Source organism: Clostridium sp. (assembly GCF_029267215.1).
Taxonomy (GTDB): Bacteria; Bacillota; Clostridia; order Clostridiales; family Clostridiaceae; genus Sarcina.
The window spans coordinates 42,681-62,108 of the sequence record NZ_JARIDH010000044.1 but is presented as its reverse complement, the minus strand read 5'-3'; the positions used below and the strand labels follow the sequence as shown (position 1 = coordinate 62,108).

The 19,428-nt window shown below is 27.5% G+C and carries 11 protein-coding genes; 2 read left to right on the top strand and 9 right to left on the bottom strand.

Annotation, left to right across the window (positions count from 1 at the left end; all coding sequences use genetic code 11):
• Window positions 1-243: 243 nt before the first annotated feature.
• Window positions 244-1,590: an NADP-specific glutamate dehydrogenase gene (gene gdhA / locus Q1K13_RS08325; RefSeq protein WP_300349425.1), complete on the bottom strand. Its 1,347-nt coding sequence runs from the start codon at window positions 1,588-1,590 to the stop codon at window positions 244-246.
• 43 nt (window positions 1,591-1,633) lie between these two features.
• Complete coding sequence (locus tag Q1K13_RS08320) at window positions 1,634-2,128, bottom strand: DUF6106 family protein (RefSeq protein WP_300349423.1); 495 nt, start codon at window positions 2,126-2,128, stop codon at window positions 1,634-1,636.
• A 204-nt stretch (window positions 2,129-2,332) separates the two neighbouring features.
• Between Q1K13_RS08320 and Q1K13_RS08315 the strand changes: the two genes are divergently transcribed.
• A complete protein-coding gene (locus Q1K13_RS08315) occupies window positions 2,333-3,358 on the top strand; it encodes a branched-chain amino acid aminotransferase (protein WP_300349420.1) in 1,026 nt (341 codons plus the stop codon).
• Window positions 3,359-3,531: 173 nt separating this feature from the next.
• On the opposite strand, the gene Q1K13_RS08310 is transcribed toward Q1K13_RS08315, so the two are convergent.
• Window positions 3,532-4,077: a hypothetical protein gene (locus tag Q1K13_RS08310; RefSeq protein WP_300349417.1), complete on the bottom strand. Its 546-nt coding sequence runs from the start codon at window positions 4,075-4,077 to the stop codon at window positions 3,532-3,534.
• Window positions 4,078-4,365: 288 nt separating this feature from the next.
• Complete coding sequence (locus Q1K13_RS08305) at window positions 4,366-5,298, bottom strand: hypothetical protein (protein ID WP_300349414.1); 933 nt, start codon at window positions 5,296-5,298, stop codon at window positions 4,366-4,368.
• A 310-nt stretch (window positions 5,299-5,608) separates the two neighbouring features.
• On the opposite strand from Q1K13_RS08305, the gene Q1K13_RS08300 reads away from it, so the two are divergent.
• A complete protein-coding gene (locus Q1K13_RS08300) occupies window positions 5,609-8,260 on the top strand; it encodes an FAD-binding protein (protein WP_300349412.1) in 2,652 nt (883 codons plus the stop codon).
• A gap of 153 nt (window positions 8,261-8,413) precedes the next feature.
• Here the strand turns inward: Q1K13_RS08300 and Q1K13_RS08295 are convergent, their stop codons facing one another.
• The 5 genes from Q1K13_RS08295 to Q1K13_RS08275 all read right to left on the bottom strand — a co-directional run bounded on the left by Q1K13_RS08295 (window position 8,414) and on the right by Q1K13_RS08275 (window position 19,134).
• On the bottom strand, window positions 8,414-8,599 hold the full coding sequence (locus Q1K13_RS08295) for a hypothetical protein (protein WP_300349410.1): 186 nt from the start codon (window positions 8,597-8,599) through the stop codon (window positions 8,414-8,416).
• Window positions 8,600-8,669: 70 nt separating this feature from the next.
• A complete protein-coding gene (locus tag Q1K13_RS08290; protein WP_300349407.1) occupies window positions 8,670-9,029 on the bottom strand; it encodes a hypothetical protein in 360 nt (119 codons plus the stop codon).
• A gap of 240 nt (window positions 9,030-9,269) precedes the next feature.
• Window positions 9,270-9,896, bottom strand: coding sequence for an alpha/beta hydrolase (locus Q1K13_RS08285; RefSeq protein WP_300349404.1), 627 nt, complete (start codon window positions 9,894-9,896; stop codon window positions 9,270-9,272).
• A 213-nt stretch (window positions 9,897-10,109) separates the two neighbouring features.
• Window positions 10,110-18,008 (bottom strand): type I pullulanase, encoded by a 7,899-nt coding sequence (pulA, locus tag Q1K13_RS08280; RefSeq protein ID WP_300349401.1) that lies wholly within the window; start codon window positions 18,006-18,008, stop codon window positions 10,110-10,112.
• 307 nt (window positions 18,009-18,315) lie between these two features.
• Window positions 18,316-19,134, bottom strand: a complete 819-nt coding sequence (locus tag Q1K13_RS08275) for an undecaprenyl-diphosphate phosphatase (protein ID WP_300349398.1) — start codon at window positions 19,132-19,134, stop codon at window positions 18,316-18,318.
• Window positions 19,135-19,428 lie beyond the last annotated feature (294 nt).

Here is a 19,428-nt window from a genome sequence, read left to right as displayed (position 1 = left end):
TTTTCCTTTCCTTTGTAATCTATGTAAACTATCATATATTCATATACTAAATAACATTCTTTAATATATCATAAGTACGAAAAAAAAGACAGAAAACTTAATTAATTTAACAAAAAAATACCTGCATATATTTTAACAAATTATTTTTCATTAATATATACAAGTATTTTAATATAATTTTTTATGATTTTTAAGACGAAATCAAATGCCTTAGGAAATTAATTTCTGTATAATATTCTCTTTTTATACTATTCCTTGGGCAATCATTGCATCTGCAACCTTTTTAAATCCAGCAATATTAGCTCCCACAACAAGATTACCTTCATTTCCATACTCTAAGGCTGCATTTTTTGAATTTATATAAATATTCTTCATTATTTCTTTTAACTTTTCCTCAACCTCTTCAAAAGACCAAGACATTCTTAAACTATTTTGACTCATTTCTAAAGCTGATGTGGCAACACCACCTGCATTAGCTGCCTTTGCTGGGGCAAATAATATTTTATTATTAACAAACAATTTTTGAGCTTCTAAGGTGGAAGGCATATTGGCACCTTCTCCAATTGCAATAACTCCATTATCTATTAATATTTTAGCACTACTTTCATCTATCTCATTTTGAGTTGCACAAGGAAGTGCTATATCACATTTTATACTCCAAATTCCTCTACATCCCTCTGTAAACTTAGCATTTTTAACATAGTTTGTATATTCTGAAATTCTTCCTCTTTTAACTTCCTTAATATCTTTTACAACAGCTAAATCTATTCCATTTTCATCATATATATATCCTGATGAATCAGATAAGGCAATAACTTTCCCTCCAAGTTCCTGAGCCTTTTCACATGCATATATGGCAACATTTCCAGAACCTGAAATAACTACTTTCTTTCCTTTTAAATCTAATCCATTATCTTTTAACATTTCTTCCACAAAATAAACTAATCCATATCCAGTTGCTTCTTTTCTAGCTAAACTTCCCCCATAAGTTAAGCCTTTACCAGTTAAAACACCTGAATCAAAAGAATTTCTTAGCTTCTTATATTGGCCATACATATAACCTATTTCTCTACCTGAAACCCCAATATCTCCTGCTGGTACATCTATATTAGGTCCTATATGTCTATATAATTCATTCATAAAACTTTGGCAAAATCTCATTATTTCTCTGTCAGATTTTCCCTTTGGATCAAAATTTGATCCTCCTTTACCCCCTCCTATTGGAAGAGTAGTTAATGAATTTTTAAATATTTGTTCAAATCCTAAAAATTTTATTATGCTTAAATTAACTGATGGATGAAATCTAAGTCCCCCTTTATAAGGACCTATTGCACTATTAAACTGAACCCTATATCCTCTATTTACTCTAACCTTTCCCTCATCATCAACCCAAGGTATTCTAAACATTATAACTCTTTCTGGTTCAACAATCCTTTCTAATATTCCTTCCTCAATATATTGTGGATTTTTTTCAAGGACAGGTATTAAAGAATACAAAACCTCTTCTGACGCTGCTAAAAATTCCAACTCTCCAGGATTATTCTTCTCTAATTCTTTCATTAAATTATCAATATATTGTTTTACTTTCATATTAATGCCCCCTTATTTTGATACTTACCTTTTTGCAAATTTATTATCTTATAACTTTTTGTGGGTTTGAGAAAAAGAATAAATCAATCATTTTTTGATCTAGTAAAAGCTCATATGCAAACATCTTGCTTTCTTCTCTTACCACCACAACATACACTTTTTTTCCTTCTTTAGGTATAACATAACATTTTTTACTCTTAGCATTTGAATATCTATTAAGTTCAGCATGTCCTAAAGGTGCTGCTATTTCTATATCTTTTAAATTTATATTACCTTTTACTTTTCTTCTAACCCTTTCATATATAGCACTTATGTCTAATTCCCCATCTGTAAACTCATAATCATATTCAACCATAGACAACCTCTTACACATAAATAATGGTAGAGATATTATTACTAAAAATACAATAGCTGGTATAAGACCTAAGAAAATAAATATTCCTGCAGCTAAAAATAATGATATTATTGTTGCTGGTGTTAATATTTTATGTAAAGTTGATTCTTCTTCTCTTATACATAATTCATAAAATTTGTCCATGTCAATCCCCCTTAAGTATTTTTATTTTATTATATCACAAAATTTTCTTTAATTTCATTATATATGCTTTTAAACACTATTAATTAATGTAATTTTTACACTTTCATAAAATATAAATTTTGCAATTTTTTTATTTAGATATTTCATTTTTAAATATAAAATGATAAAATGTTAACATACAAAAGATTGATAGGAGTGTTAAAGATGAATGAAAATATGACTATTGACTGGAATAACCTTGGTTTTTCCTATATAAAAACTGACTACCGTTATATATCACATTTTAAAGATGGTAAATGGGATGAAGGAAAGCTAGTTACAGACAACAAATTAAGCATAAGTGAAGCTTCAACGGCTCTACATTACGGACAACAATGCTTTGAAGGACTAAAAGCATATAGAACAAAAAATGGAGATATTCAACTTTTCAGAGTAGATGAAAATGCTAAAAGAATGAACAAATCATGTGATAAACTTCTTATGCCAGAAATTCCTGTAGAAAAATTCATAGATGCTTGTATGCAAGTTGTTAAAGCTAACGAAAGATTTATACCACCATATGGAACTGGTGCTACTTTATACATAAGACCATTTATGATTGGTGTTGGAGATAATATAGGTGTTAAAACTGCCCCTGAATTCATATTCTCAGTATTCTGTGTTCCAGTTGGAGCCTATTTTAAAGGAGGTTTAAAACCAGTAAACTTCATGATTGCTGATTACGATAGAGCAGCTCCTAAAGGAACCGGGGCTGCCAAAGTTGGTGGAAACTATGCAGCCAGTCTTAAAGCTCATGAAATTGCTGCAAAAAAAGGATATGCAGATTGTATATACTTAGATCCATCAACCCATACTAAAATTGAAGAAGTTGGAGCTGCAAACTTCTTTGGAATAACAAAAAAAGGTGAGTTTATTACTCCATATTCAGAGTCAATACTTCCAAGTATAACAAAATACTCTCTAATGACAATTGCTAAAGATTATTTAAAAATGCCTGTTTTTGAAAGAGATGTTTTAATAGACAACTTAGATGAATTCTCAGAAGCTGGTGCTTGTGGTACAGCAGCTGTAATAACACCAATAGGTGGTATTGATTATAAGGACAATCTTCATGTATTCTATAGCGAAACTGAGGTAGGTCCTATAACAAAAAAACTTTATGACCTTCTATATGGAATGCAATTTGGTGATGTAGAAGCTCCTAAAGGATGGATTTTTAAAGTAAAATAATTTTTAATTATTAGCATTTATAAAACTTAAGAAGGAATCTGTATTCTCTTATTTATAGATTCCTTCTTTTTAACTTTAAAGCTATTATTAACTAACCCTATTTAATCTTTATCAAACTTCTAGAATTAACTTCTTTTCATTTGCTTTTGTTATTACCTGCCCTTATTTAATCCCTATCTAATAACTACTCCTCTAATCTCTAGATTATTATTCTTAGCTATTTTTTCATATTTTCTTAAAACACTTTCTTCTTTAAAGAAAACTGGAAAACTTAATTTATAATTTCCCCATATTGTCATTTCATACTTTTCAAAATATACTGTACAAAAAAATAACTCTTTAGTATTTAATCTAGTAATAAATCTCATAAGTTCTTTTGAATCAAGTGTAAAATAAACACTCTTCATATTATCAATTTCATCAATATGTCTTTTTAATATTTCTCTATCTTCCCCTTCTAAAAACTTTAATAATCTTACTTTGCTTTCTTCATCTAATTTTTTTATGTAAAAGTCAATAACTACTTCTTCATTTAAATCCAAAGCATCTTCAAAAAATCCTATAAAAGAAGATTCAACATTTTCAAAACTTTCATCAGTATCTTTATTTTCTAAAGTACCATTTGAATATAAATCTAATCCATCTAATATATTATTAAATCTTATTTTTACTCTATCTTTAAATTCCTCTTCACTTATTGATTTTAATAATTTACCCAATTAGTTGTCCTCCCTTTATTAATATTCACATTAATATAAATACTATTTTAATCTAAATTTCTATGAATAACCAATCCTTTTGTTCTCATCTACAAAATATAATTTAAACTTAATTCCTAAATCTAAAAAATTTATGTAAAAAAATTGACTGTACTAAGTATTTTTATACTAAATTTAATCTTAGTACAGTCAAGTATTTATAAAACCAAACTATTCTTTATACCTTATCATAATATCTACTAATAAATTATTAAAAATTTTCATATAAAATAAATTTTATTGTTCTTGTTAATCAGATATAGGTTCAAAAATCTCCTCTTCATAATCATATATATCATAGGTTTCCCCGCCATGTTGAACACCAAATTTTTCTCTTATTATTTCTTCTGGTTCCCATTCATTATTATTTTCTATCTCTTTTGATATTTTTCCATCACAATTAATCTTATCCCGCCCTTGTGATTCTTCTTCATAACAATCATTAAAATCCTCTTCTCTATCTGTATATTGAGAGTTTTCAAAATCAACTGAATTAGCAAATTCTAAAATATCTTGTAATATACCTTTAGCTCCATTTAATATTTCATTAAATGTAGTGTCACTTATTCCCTCAAATACACCTGAAGTACCGAAGAACCCATTTCCTTCAAATACTTCTGTTTTTATAAAGTTTTCATTACTATTATTTTCTTTATTTATAATAGTATTTTCATCATTATAAATTTCTTTACAATTTATTTCTATCGGATTATTTAGATTTTCAACCTCATTTTTAATACTATTTAAATAATCCCCTTTATGTTCATTTTTAACTTCTTCATTATGCTTAAATGTAGAATCCTTATTATATTCTATACTATTTTCTTTTTCCATTTCATCATTAAATCTAAATTTTTCTTTTTTTCTCATATTATTCATTCTATTAACAGTTCTTTCATTAATATTTCTATTACTTCCTCCATATGCATATCCATTTTCCTGAAGACTTATCCTAGTAAAACTAAAACCATCTCTTAACCTCATTCTAAATACTTTCTTTTTAAAATAAGAATGTTCTAATGTTAAAACATAAACTCCAAGTGGAACTAGAAATTCTACAATACCGCAAAAATCTGTATTTGCTTCATATTTATCATTTTTATTTTCAATTCTAACCTTACACCCAGGTATTGGTCTTTGGTTTTCATCAATCACATTAAAAAAAATTCTTTGATTAATCATATACCTACTTAAGAATCACCTTAAGATTTCTCACACTCCAAAGAATACTATACATTATATATTTATTCCTAAAATCTATTTTTGACAGTAAAATTTTTTCAAAATAACAAAATGCTATAAAAAATTGCTTTTTGAATAAAACTCAACATTTAATTACCTATATTTTTCTATGAAATAGGATGTTGATTTCATAGAAATTTGTTAGCTTGAACCTTCAAGAAAACAAACTATTTCCACACCCATTCAACACATAAAAATAATGGTAAACATATTATAAATAGTATAAATTTGTTTTAAAGGAGATTTACTAATGACAAAAAAATGTAGGTTTAAAATAGTTAACCCAAAAGATTTTTCTTATTCTAATTATAGAAAAAACTATAATCTCTCCATAGAACAATTTCCCTGCAAAATAGCAATTTGTTGTAATGAAGAAGATGTCATAAAAACCTTAAAAATAGCAAAAGAAAAAAATTTAGATTTTAGAATTAGAAACCATCGTCATGATTTTGAAGGTAATTCAAATTTAGATTGCGGATTAGTTATAGATTTAAGTAATATAAATCATATTTTCATAGATGAGGAAAATTTAACAGCAACTATTGGCGGTGGCGCAAATTTTGGAGATGTTTATAATTTTCTTGCTGATAGAGGCTTTACTATACCTGGTGGAACTTGTGCAGATGTTGGTGTTGTTGGACTTTCAACTGCTGCTGGTATTGGCTACTCAACAAGATATCTTGGCTTTAGTATGGATAATATTATAGAGTTAACATTAATCGATGCAAATTTTCAAAAACTAACTGTAAATTCTACTACTAATTGGGATTTATTTTGGGCAATAAAAGGTGCTCAACCCTCTAGTTTTGGAGTTATAACAGAAATTAAATTTAAAATATATAAAGTTTCAGATATAACTTATTTCAAAAGTTCATGGCCTATTAATTATGATATTTCCTTAATAGATGCATTCCAAAAATTTGCCTATAATACTGATGAAAGATTAACAATGAATTTAGTTTTTGAAAAAAATGAATGTAACAAATTAAATCTTAATATAAGTGGACAATTTTTTGGACCTAAAGATGAAGTTACTGAACTTTTAACTCCTCTCTTTGAAATAACATCCCCTTTATATTTCACTTTAAAAACAGCTCCATATAAAGATATTATAAAGTTATGGGATGAAGAGTGTTTACCTCCTAATATGTTTAAAAATAGTGGATCATTCCTTTATGTTGACTTATCAGAAACAGAAATAAAGAAAATCCTTAATTTAGTTGAAATAGCACCATGCGGTTTCCTTCACTCTATTGAAATGCTATCTTTAGGTGGTAAAGTATTATCCTATCCTAATAACACAGCCTCATTTCCACATAGACAAGCACACTATCTTCTTCAAATAAAATGTGTATGGAGAAAGTATGATGATGAAATATTAAACAAACATTGGACAGCTAACTTTAAAGATTATATAGATACAGTTGGCGTTGGAAACTATAGAGGCTTTACAGATTTCAATATTTCAAATTGGCAATATCAATACTTTGGTTATAATTATCCAATTTTGAGAGAAATAAAAACTAAATATGATCCTAGTAACTTTTTTAAGTTTTATCAAGGAATTCAGCCTTTAGAATATAATACTTCAAAATTAACTGGAGAAATAATTTTACCTTCTGACACTAATTATAATGAAGCTAGAACACTCTACAACTTATATTTCGATTATTATCCTGTAGCTATTGTTTATGCTAAAAACATTGATGATGTAAGTAATGCAGTTATTTGGGCTAAAGAAAATTACGTTAACTTGAGAATACGAGGTGGAGGACATAATTATGAAGGTTTCTGTAGTGCAAACTATTCTCTTCTTTTAGATATGTCAAATTTAAAAACTTTAAAAGTTAATGATTATACAAACACAGTTACCATAGGTTCTGGTTTTCTACTTGGGGATTTATATGATAAATTATATAAACTAGGTTACCAATTCACCGGTGGCACTTGCAAAGAAGTTGGTGTTGCTGGCTTAGTTTCAGGCGGTGGTGTTGGTCTTTCCTCAAGACTTTATGGACTATGTTGTGATAATTTAACCTCTGTAAAATTAATAAATGAAAAAGGGAAACTTGTTATTGCAACTAACTCTTATAACTCGGATTTATTTTTTGCAATAAAAGGTAGTGGTGGTGGAAACTTTGGTGTTATTGTAGAACTTACATTCAAAATTAGACCTGTAAAAAATATCACTTTCATTAAAATAACTTGGCCTGATTTTATGAATTTCGATGTTATAAGAAACTATGATAATTTCATGTATTATGCAGATAAAAGAGTTACCCTAGAACTTACTGTAAGTAAATCTGGCAGTATATTAGAAGGTTTTAGTTATGCGTCTCTTGAAGAAACCAAAATAATTATTAACCAAATATTATGCATACCAAATAAAGCCTCTGAAATAATAGAATATATTCCTTTTATAGATGCAGTAAATATTATTGGAGAAAAACAACCTCCTAATAATTACTTTAAAAATAGCAGTAGCTATATCTATGAGCCCTTAAGTGATGAAGCAATAAATACAATATTATATAACTTAAATAATGAACCTTCTTCTGGATTCTATCATGGAATATTAATAATACCATTTGGTGGTAAAATAGTAGAGAATTTCTCCCCAAATACAAGCTATGCCCATAGATTTGCACATTATTTAATTCAATATATTTCTAGATGGAATGAAAGTGATAATGAAAATACTAATATTGAATGGATTGAAAACTTTAGACAATCAATGCTTCCTTATACAAAAGGAGCATATATAAACTTTTCAGATATGGATATAGTAAATTATTCCCCAGCATATTACAAAAATTTAAATAACACTATGTGTCTACTAGACATTAAAAATGCTTATTTGAGGAATAACTGGTTATTTAATTTTCCTCAAAGTATAAAATAACTTTTATACTCTTTATATTTAATTAAATTCTAAAAAAGATCTCAAGCTTCAATAGCTTGAAATCTTTTTATTTTAATTCACAAAGCTCTTTCTCTATTCCTTTTAATCTTTCATATATCTCTTCACATCTATATTGTACATAATATGTCTTTCCTATAATCTCAGAAAAAGAATCCTTGTCCATTTTTTTAAATTACTAGTTGCTTCTTCTCTAATTTCATCTAAAGCATTATAAAAATGAACTCCATATGGTCCTTCCACTTCAATTTCTTCCTTAAAAACATTACTAACCTCTTTTAAATTATACTTTAGAACACCATAACAAAAATTCTCATTCACTTTTATCCTTAAAAATCAAAATAAAAAAATAAATAATATTTTATATTGTTTTAAAAGTTTAATTTAGTTTTTAAACAATAATTTTCTTTTCATCATTTTTATGAAACTCTTTAACTCTAATAATAAAATTATCAAGAAGATAAAGATAAACCATCATAAGACCAATTAATATTAAAATTCCTAAAGTTAAAACCTCTCCTCTTCCCAAAGTTAATATTTCACTATTACTTATTAAAACACCATAAAGAACTAAGGAAATTAAACTCTCTATTACTATCATCTTCCTTAAGTTTAAATTAGCTTTTAAATCTTCTTCATCAAAGTTTTTAACATCCTCATCCTTCTTAGAATATAAGATATAAATTAAATATCCTACTATTCCTATTTGAATTAAAATAAAAATTATTGCTGCAAAAAATCCTAGTACCATATATTCTCTCTCCCATACTTTATTTACACTTTTATCTCATGAAATCGTTTCCCTACAATAATTATATCACTTGATTTTACTTATTTTCAATAAATTATAATTAATTAATAAAATATTATTATAAAACAAATTAAAGAGCTTAAAATAGGTGCTAATTAAACTAAAATAACTAAAAAAGTGTAATATTTTAAATACTACACTCTTTTTTCTTATATATTAAAACAAGAATAATAAGAATTCTTATTTAACTATATAATTATATTCAGCTTCTAAGCTTTCCTTTAAAGCCTCTACTGTTTCCATAACATTATTTTTAATATCTAAAGGATGATTAGCACCGCTTATTACAAAGCTTTCTAAATCCTCTCTTGCTTCTATTTTCTTTCTATTTTCATAAGATAAAAGAGTATCCTCATCTCCAAAAATAACTAAAGAATTACTCTCTAAACCAAACTCATTTAAAGTTTTATCTATAGGACTTATGTATATGTTATTTACTTTATTAAATCTTTCTTTTAAATCTTTATTAACAAAATGTTGTACGCTTGTTCCTATGCTTTTTCCTATTATCAAAAGTTCTTCGTATTCTTTGTTTAAAGCATTATCTATAACCTCTAATGTTTCTGAAACCATAATACTAAACTCTTTTTCAATATCAAACTTACTTCTATTTATTTGATATCCATACTCAACTTCTATGGTATCATATCCTAATTCATTAGCTAATTGTTTAGAATAGTCTAAGTAAGATTTATCTAAATAATAAGCTATCCCTGGTAATATTATACATAGTTTCTTAGATCCTAAATCTGTAAATCTTGGATTTAATTCAACGCCCCAATATGATTTTATAACTTTATTTTCCATATAAAATTCCTCCCAAAACATTTTGCATTTTATTTACATATTAATAATACTCCTTTTTCATAAACAAGTTAAATTACTATTATTTATATATAATATAGAAAATTAGTTATATAATAAAAAATAACTTTCACTTAAGTGTTAATGCAATTTTATTTAAAAGAAAGCTATCCTTAAATTAAGGATAGCTTTCTTTTTTTAATTTTTAAGATATATTTATATGGAACAATTGAAAAGATAATCAAATGTAGTTTCAGCAATTACACTATTATAATCATATCCATTAATCATATCCCATGATGATATTATAATTATATGGCCTATTATTTTCATATCACCGTAGAAATTATCTCTTACAACTTTAACTTTACAAGTATCCATAACATATCCATCTTTAGTTATTGCTGTTATATAAGCTTTTCCTCTTCTTAAAGCAGTAACCTTACCATTTTGATCTACTCTAGCTACTTTAGGATTACTTGAAACCCAGACCACTTCTTTATTAGTAGCTATTTTGGGGAATATTCTAGCTTTTAATTTAAAGCTATGATTTTCTTTTATTTTGACACTATGTCTATTTAATCTAATTCTTTTTACATGAACTACAGATGGTACTGGTTTTTCATTAACCTTAACTTTTATTTCTTTTGTAACTGATTCTCCTCTTGAATCAGTTACTTTGTAAATCACATTATATGTTCCTGCTTTTTCTACATTAACTGTGTTTTCAACAATTTGAATTTTTGAAGTAATATTTCCATCTTCTTTATCTGTTGCTGTTACACCTTTCATAGGATCAAATTTTTCTCCAAATTTTAATGTGGTATCTTTAGCATTTATTGTTGGAACGTTATTTATTACTGATGGTTTAATTAAATCCTTCTTAGGAGCTAGTATAGAAGTTCCTCCATCCTCCATAGAAGGTAAGTTAACTGTTACATTTCCATCTTTAGAAACAATGTATTCTTTTCCACCATATAAATCTTGAAGTTTAGTTCCTTCTTTAAAGCTTGTTTTAAATGTTACATTTCTATTTATTTTTTGATCATTTAATACTGCAATTATATTTTCTCCATTATAACTTCTTAATATTGCTGAATATCCTTCTTTATTATTTCCTCCAATAGTTTGTCTACTTCCTTTTGAGAAAACTTTTGAGTATTCTTTTCTTATATTAAGTAGTTTTTCATAGTGATCATGAATTTTTTTATATTTAGGATCTTTTAATCTTGAAAAATCCATATCGTATCTGTTTTGATCGCCTTTTTCAAATCCATTCCATCCAGACATTCCAAGTTCTTCTCCATAATAGATAACAGGAATGCCCTTATCTGTAATTTGAAGTGAGGCACCTAACATTTGTTTTCCTAAGTCATCTCCCACAGTTTTTAAGAATCCATCCTCATCATGACTGCTTAAGAATTGACCCATTAACTTAGTATTATTTATTTTACTTGCTCTATTATTTAAATAAGCTGATGAAGATTCAATATTCCCATTTACAAAATCTCTTGCTTTATATTTATATCCAAAATCTAACAAAGCATCCATTTGTCCATTTTGAAGTTGTCCTCCATCACTATTTATATCAGCACCAAAATATTCTCCAATTATTTTAAAGTTTGGATTTATTTTTGTTAATTTATTTCTAAATGCTTTCCAAGTAGTATTATCAACATGTTTAACAGTATCTATTCTAAAGTAATCTATTGTATTACCTTTTTCTGTTTTACTTTTTTCTATCCATCCAGTTTGCCAATCTATTAGTTTTTGTCTAACTTTTGGATCCTCTGTTTTGAAATCTGGAAGTCCTGCTGATTCTTCAGTTATAAAATCATTACCTGGGTGTTCTCTAAACATTCCTTTAAACACTTCTCTATCCTTATCTGTTGGATAGTTATTAGCGCCCTTATTTGCTTCTACACTCTTCATTCCATATCCAGCATGATTTAAAACAACATCAACCATGATTTTTATTCCATTTTCATGAGCCGTGTCTATTAATGTTTTTAAATCTTTCATAGTTCCTAAATGTGGATCTAGTTTTTCAAAATTCTTAGCCCAGTATCCATGATATGAATATTGATTTCCACCTTTAAAGAACATTTGATTAAAGTCAGTATTTTCAACTATTGGAGTTATCCAAACTGTATTTATTCCAAGCTCTTTTAAGTAAGGTATTTTATCTGTTAATCCTTTTAAATCTCCTCCATGATAAGTATATGGATTTTTCTTATCATAATGATTTCCATGAGGATCGTCATTACTTTTATCTCCATTGAAGAATCTATCTGTTACTGTGAAGTATATTCTTGATTCATCAAATCCAAAATCTAAAGCATCTTTTCCAACCTTTGATTTAACTCTTAATTTTCCTGATTGCTTATGAAAATCTCCATTTTTATCAACTATAACAACTGGAATTTCCTTATCTCCTGATGTAATATCATCTCTTACTCCAATTGTTTCACTTATCTTACCATCTTTTAATAGGTTTAAATCCATTACAACTTTATTAGGACCACCTACTTTAGTAAGATCCATATAAATTTCTCTTATATTATCTTTTTTAAAGTCACTTCCACTTAAATTAAGAGTTAAAAGAGTATTTTGATCACAATTTATAGCATTTGGTGAGAATGAAACCTCTCCATTTATTTTTAATGGATTATATTCTATGGTTTTCTTTTCAGTTTCTGTTGTTTTACCATCTTTAGTAACTAAAAAACTATATTCATACTTACCTGGTTTAATATCTTTTAATGTGTATCCAAAGAATTCCTTTTTAGAATCATAAGTCATATCATAAACTTTTGAATCTTTAAATAATAAACCTGGGAATGTAATTTTAGCTTGTACTTTCTCTATTTTGTTTTGAGCATTTTCTTCATACAATGCTTCATCTCTGAATTTTAAATCTAAGTTTCCTTGATTTATTTCAGCATTTTTAATGGCTGGAACTTGGAAGAAATCTCCCACTCCACTTTTAACTGTTACCTTAGTAACATTCATTGATGGATCTATATTTATATATCTGTCTGAAGAATATGCATCTTTCTCTGCCCAGTTAGTTCCTTTTCTTAAAACAAATCCAACTTTTGTTGTATCTGGTGCAATCTCAAACTTAGCCTTTGCCTTTCCATCTTTAAATTCTGTGAAGTCTTGTTCTCCATCTTTAATTCCTGTTTGCCAAGTCCAAATATTCCACCCATTATAATTTTTATCATCTCTCACATAAGTAAATTCAATATAATTTTTAGTATATTTTTTAACTTCTATTTCTTTTTCAGCCTTAGCATTTCCACATTTAGCTGTAATTATTACCTTTCCTTCCTTTAATCCTTGAACTTCTCCTAAGGAAGATACCTTTGCAATATTTTCATCTGATGAACTCCAAGTTATGTCTTCCCCAGTCATAACCTGACCAAATTGGTCTTTTACTACTCCAGTAAGTGAAATATTTTTAGATGTATAAACTAAATTTCCACCATTTAATTCTATTTTGCTTGGAACTAAGTTTGTAACTTCAACTTGAACTTCTTTTTTGATATTTCCAATACTCAATGTAATAACTGCTTTTCCTTCTTTTAAAGCTGTTACTTTTCCATTGCTTGAATCAACCTTTACTACTGAGTTATCTGAAACATTCCATTTTAAATCAGCATTAGAAATTATTCTTCCATTTTGATCTTTCACTAAAGCTTTTATAAAGGAAGATTTTCCTAAATCTAAATTTAATTTTGATGGAGTTATCTCTATTTTAGTAGGAGTTTGAGTTTCTCCCTCTATACTCTCATCATATAAAACCTTAGTTGATAAAGGAGCTATTTTAACCTTGTCTGTTCCTTTCAATGTTTCTAATACTTTTGTTCCTGCATTATGTTCATTTACAACAACATTCCAATCTCCAGTATGAGGAAGAAAAATTTCTTTTTCAGAATTATTTCCGTTATATGCAACAACAATATTTTTCCAAGAGTCTCCATTTGCAAAGTTTTTAAGTTCAAAAACTACTATATTATCATTGGCTTTTCTTATAACTAAATTGCTTTCAATGGCAGATTTTGTACTCATTCTAAAGGCAGGATGAGATTTTCTTAAAGAGATTAATCCTTTATAATAATCAAATACTCCATTGAAATTTTGTTTATTTTGCCAATTAATTTGATTTATTGCATCTGGACTTCTATAACTATTATGATCTCCATATTTACTTCTTAAAAATTCATCTCCAGCTTGGAAAAATGGAATTCCTTGTGAAGTCATTGTTATAGCAGTTGTTAAAATACTTCTTCTCACATATTCATTATCTAATGGATTTTTCTCTTTTATTACACTATAAGGTTTAGCTTTCTTTTCAACAGCTTCTTGAACTGATGAATATTTTTTAGCATCATCACCTACTAATTTTCCATCATGTAATTCTAAAAATCCTGCTTCTTTTTCTTTTCCAGAAGATTTTATTACTTTATCCCATAAATCTAAATTATCGTGAGCTGTTACATAGTTTATAGTTTCACTTGGACTACTTGCAAAATCATCAACTGATCCTTTAACACCCTCTGCTATGGCACCTTCTTTACCTTGGGCACCAGTTGCAAATCCTTTTCCATATCCATCACTATCACCTTTTATTGCCCCTCTAAAATTATCATTGAATACAGCAAATCCTTTTCCTCTTTGAGTTCCTTTTACTGTTTGCTCATTACTAGGAAGAGAGCTTCCCCCAGCTTGCCATGGTTCCCCATAGATTATTATACTAGGATCAATTTCATTCTTTATTTCAGAAGTTAATTCACTCATTGTTTTTGTATCTATTAACCCCATTAAATCAAATCTTAATCCATCTATATCATAATCCTTAACTAAGTGTTTAGCAGAATCTTTTATATATTTTCTAACCATAGGTCTTTCTGTAGCAACCTCATTACCACATCCTGAACCATTTGTATATTTTCCTTTATCATTACTTCTGTAGAAATATCCTGGAACTATTTTATCAAATGGTGAGTTTTCTCCTATTCCATAAGTATGATTATAAACTACATCCATAACTACTCTTATTCCATTTTTATGAAGAGTTTGCACCATTTCTTTAAACTCTTTAATTCTAGCTTTTGGATCCTGTGCATTGCTTGAATATGAACCTTCTAATGCATTATAGTTTTGAGGATCATATCCCCAGTTATATTGTGGTTTATCACTCATTTCATTTACTGATGCATAATCAAATGAAGGTAATAAGTGAACTGTTGTTATTCCTAATTCCTTTAAATGATCTAATCCTGTTTTTACTGAAGTTTTAGGAATAGTTGTTCCCTCTTCTGATATTCCTTTAAATTTCCCTTTATTCTTTATTCCTGAATTAGTAGAAATAGAGAAATCTCTTACATGCATTTCATAAAGAATAGAATCAGTTGGATTTATCATGGAAGGTCTCTTAACACTTCCCCATCCTTCTGGGTTAGTTTTTGAGTAATCAATTATTGCCCCTCTTTGTCCATTGGCTGAAACTGCCTTTGCATATGGATCTATAGCATAATTAGTTTTTCCATCTGGTAATGTAACTTTAAACATGTAGTATTTTTCTTCTAAGTTTTCGTTAACCTTTAAGCTCCATACTCCATTTTCAGCTTTAGTCATTTTGATTTCTCTTCCACCTGTATTATCAGTTACTTTTCCACTTTTATCATATTTTCCTGCATTATCATATATTGAGACACTAACTTCTTTGGCTGTTGGTGCCCATACCTTAAATGTTGATTCATTACTTTTATAAGTTAATCCTAAATCATTTCCTTTGTAAAAATATTTTGGGGAATCTAATATTTTTCTCATTTTAACATTAGTTCCTCTGAAATCATGGCTACTTACCTCATACAAATGACTTGGATCAATTTCAGGAGTTCCAAAGAATCCTTTTTCAACTGTTACCTTAGCTTCATTTTCTCCAACTTTAACTGCCTTAATATCTATATTTTTATTAGTTGTTTTATCAACTAACTTAAATGAAGCCAAATCTCCCTCTTCCATTTTCCCAGCTGAAGTTACTAATATATCAGTAGAACTATCCATTAAGGCTGAAAAAAGTTTAGGAGAAGTGTCAACATCTTTTTTATTGTAGTAAACATTATCATCTCCTTGAATCAACCAAACCTCAACTTCATTTCCATTTTTAACTTCTATACTTCTGTCATGAGGAACATCTTTATCTTCCCAGTTTCCTTTTCTTATCATAAAATTCATTTTATTTGAAGGGAATTTGTAAACAGCTTCTGTAAATCCTTTTTCAGCTTCATCTTTTTTGTTGAAATCAAAAGATTTTCCTTCTAAGCCCTCTCCCCACATCCATAAATTCCATTTATCATAATTTCCATCATATCTAAAATAGTTTATTTTGTATGTAAACATCTTTTTAGAAATAGAAAATTCCTTAGTAACTGTGTATTTCCCATCAGTAGCTTTTACTTTTACTTTTTTACTTGTATCAGCATCCTTAGAAACCTTTATTGTATTTCCTTCTATTGATACTCCTTTCACAGGTTCAAGTAATGTTAAAGTAGCCTTAGTTTCTTTTTTAGCTCCTGTCTCATCATAAATATAAGTAACTAAATTTGTATCTTTACCTACTTCCAACCCCTCTCCTGAAATTTCTAATCCAGGCATTTTTAAAACTGAATTTCCATTTGCACCATCTTTGTTTAATGGATCTTTAAATGAACCATCCCAATTATCCTTATTAGGTTTAAATTTATATTCATAAACTCCCCCTGATAAAGGTATTGTTACACTGAATATTCCATTTTCTCCTTTTTTCATTGAAATCTCTTTATTTGTATCCCAAGAAATCATTGAACCTATAAGATATAATTCTTTTCCATCAAATTTAGTATTAAAAGTAACTGTACCATCATTATTTATTACTGGACTTTTTACTTCTTTGTTTTTATCACTATTTGGTTTAGTAGACTCTTTATGAGATGATGTATTATTCTTATCACTTATATCATCTTTTCCAGTAGTCTTATCATCCTCTTTAACTTTTAATCCTAGAGCTTTACTTATATCATTTTGATTATTTATTGAATCAAAGATTTTGTTTTCCTTTAAGTCTGCCATAAATACAACATATCTATCCTTTGGCACATTTAAAGTAATATTTCCTTGTGATGGTATTCCTCCACCATTCCAAGAGTGATTTAAAAGTCCTTTATACTCATAAGTCCCTTTTTTAATTAATTTAGAATAAATAACCTTACTTCCATCTATATTATGCATTTCAAAATCTTTATTATTAATATCCCAATTTTCTTTATCATTTCCTCTAACTGTTCCAATTAAAGAAATTGTATTAGAAAGATTAGGTGATTTTATAGAATCTGTAACATAATCTCCTAAATAATCAGCTAAAATAGTTATATTTTTTGTTCCCTTAGGAATAACTGTTTTCTGATTTTCCTTAACTTCCCCATTATTCCAAACACCATTATAAGAAACTTTATATTCTAAATTAAAATCTTTTCCCTGTGCACTTTCTTTTATAGGAAAAGTTTTTTTATAAATTCCTCCACCTAAATAATCAAGCTTTTCAGAAGAATCCCCAGGATTCCAATCAGAAGCGCCTTCAATTAAATCCTTTATATTGCCTACAAATATTGCTTCATTTTTAAATTTATCTGCATTATTTATAGAATCATAAACTTTTTTCTTATTATAATCTAATCTAAATGTTACATCTTCATCTTTAGGAACATTTAATTCTATGTTTCCTCCATTATTTCCATAGCTTTCTTTCCAAGTACCATTCATAGCAATTTTATAATTGTACTTTCCAGCCTTAAGCTTTAAAGTTCCTTCATATATACCATTTTTGTACTTTTTAAGGAGCCCTTTCATATTAGTTGGATCCCAATCGGAATCGTTACCATTTTTCTGCATAAAATCGCCAACAACCACTGCAAAATTCTCACATTGGTTTTTAACTATTGTTTTTTGTACTTCGTTAGAATTAGTTTTTTCTTCTGCTGCCCAAACTGACATTTGAGGAAAAAAACTAAATAAGAAAGTAAATAAAGTTGAAATTGTAATAAATTTTATCCTTTTCCCTGTATTCACTCTCACAACTCTCCTTCCATATTAATATTTTGTTAACATTTCTTTATAATGATAACATTTTCATGATATTGTTTTCAATAGTTTTTAAATCATTTCTAGAATTTTTCTCCAAAATAATTATTTTTTTAACTAGTATAAAAACTTTAATATTACAGCATGAAATCTATGTTTTTATAAGAAACTATTGGTATTTTATTCAAAAACTCTAAATTAAAAAAAGTATATTTTAAGGATTATTTAAATTAATAACTCTCAAAATATACTATACTCTCTATTCTTTAGCTTTGATGTAGAAATTTACTCTAAATTATTTTACAAAGTAAAAGTAAGCTATTAAAATTATTCCTAGGATAATTCTATAATAACCAAATACTTTAAAGTCATGATTTTTAATGTAACCCATTAAGAATTTAATAGCAAATATTGAAACAATAAAAGCTACTGCTGAACCTACTAAAAGAACCATCCATTCAAATCCAGTGAATACAAATCCTGCTTTCATAAGTTTTAATGCACTTGCTCCAAGCATTGTTGGAACAGCTAAGAAAAATGAAAACTCTGCCGCAACAAATCTTGATGTTCCTAATAAAATTGCCCCTATTATTGTTGCTCCTGATCTTGATGTCCCAGGTATTAAAGCTAAAACTTGAAATAATCCTATTAAAAATGCTGTTTTATATGTAAGGCTTTCTAAAGTTTCAAATCTAGGTGATTTATTTCTATTTTCAACAATTATAAAAGCAATACCATAAACAATTAACATTAATGAAACTGTCTTGGCATTAAAAAATGCTTCTTCTATTTTGTCATCAAACAATAATCCTATTATTCCAGATGGTATTATAGCTATAATAACCTTTGTCCACAAATCAATTGTCTCCTTCTTTTCCATGCTACTTTTTGATGGATCAAAAGGATTTAACTTCTTAAAAAATAGCATTAGTACTGCCAAAATAGAACCAAACTGAATAACAACAAAGAATGTACTTATGAATATTGGTGAAAGGTTAAAACTAATAAATTCCTCCACTAAAATCATATGTCCTGTACTACTTACTGGCAACCACTCCGTAATTCCTTGAACTATACCAAGCAAAATTGCCTTTAAAATTTCCATTATTTCCACTAACTAATCCCCCTTTTTACAAATCTCTGTAGATTATATCATCTTTGATTGAAGTTTATAAAAAAGTAGAAAATAGTTTTCAATTTATTAAAGTAAAATTTAATAATAAATGACTATGTTTTAAATACTAATAGTTTTTAAAACATAGCCTAATAAGTTTTTGTAATTTCAATTTTAATATTTATTATTTTTATTCTTGAATTTCAGCATTTTCTACTATTTTAGTTTTAACTTTTTTAGGTTTCTTTTTATTATTCTTAGCCATTTCTATTTCCTCCTTAGATTATATTTTTA

Coding starts and splice junctions, on each gene's coding strand:
- Q1K13_RS08285 (WP_300349404.1), bottom strand. CDS start 9,896: ATGGAAAATAAAGTTATAAAATCATATTGGGGCGTTGAATTAAATCCA.
- Q1K13_RS08290 (WP_300349407.1), bottom strand. CDS start 9,029: ATGGTACTAGGATTTTTTGCAGCAATAATTTTTATTTTAATTCAAATA.
- Q1K13_RS08305 (WP_300349414.1), bottom strand. CDS start 5,298: ATGATTAATCAAAGAATTTTTTTTAATGTGATTGATGAAAACCAAAGA.
- Q1K13_RS08320 (WP_300349423.1), bottom strand. CDS start 2,128: ATGGACAAATTTTATGAATTATGTATAAGAGAAGAAGAATCAACTTTA.
- Q1K13_RS08315 (WP_300349420.1), top strand. CDS start 2,333: ATGAATGAAAATATGACTATTGACTGGAATAACCTTGGTTTTTCCTAT.
- Q1K13_RS08300 (WP_300349412.1), top strand. CDS start 5,609: ATGACAAAAAAATGTAGGTTTAAAATAGTTAACCCAAAAGATTTTTCT.
- gdhA (WP_300349425.1), bottom strand. CDS start 1,590: ATGAAAGTAAAACAATATATTGATAATTTAATGAAAGAATTAGAGAAG.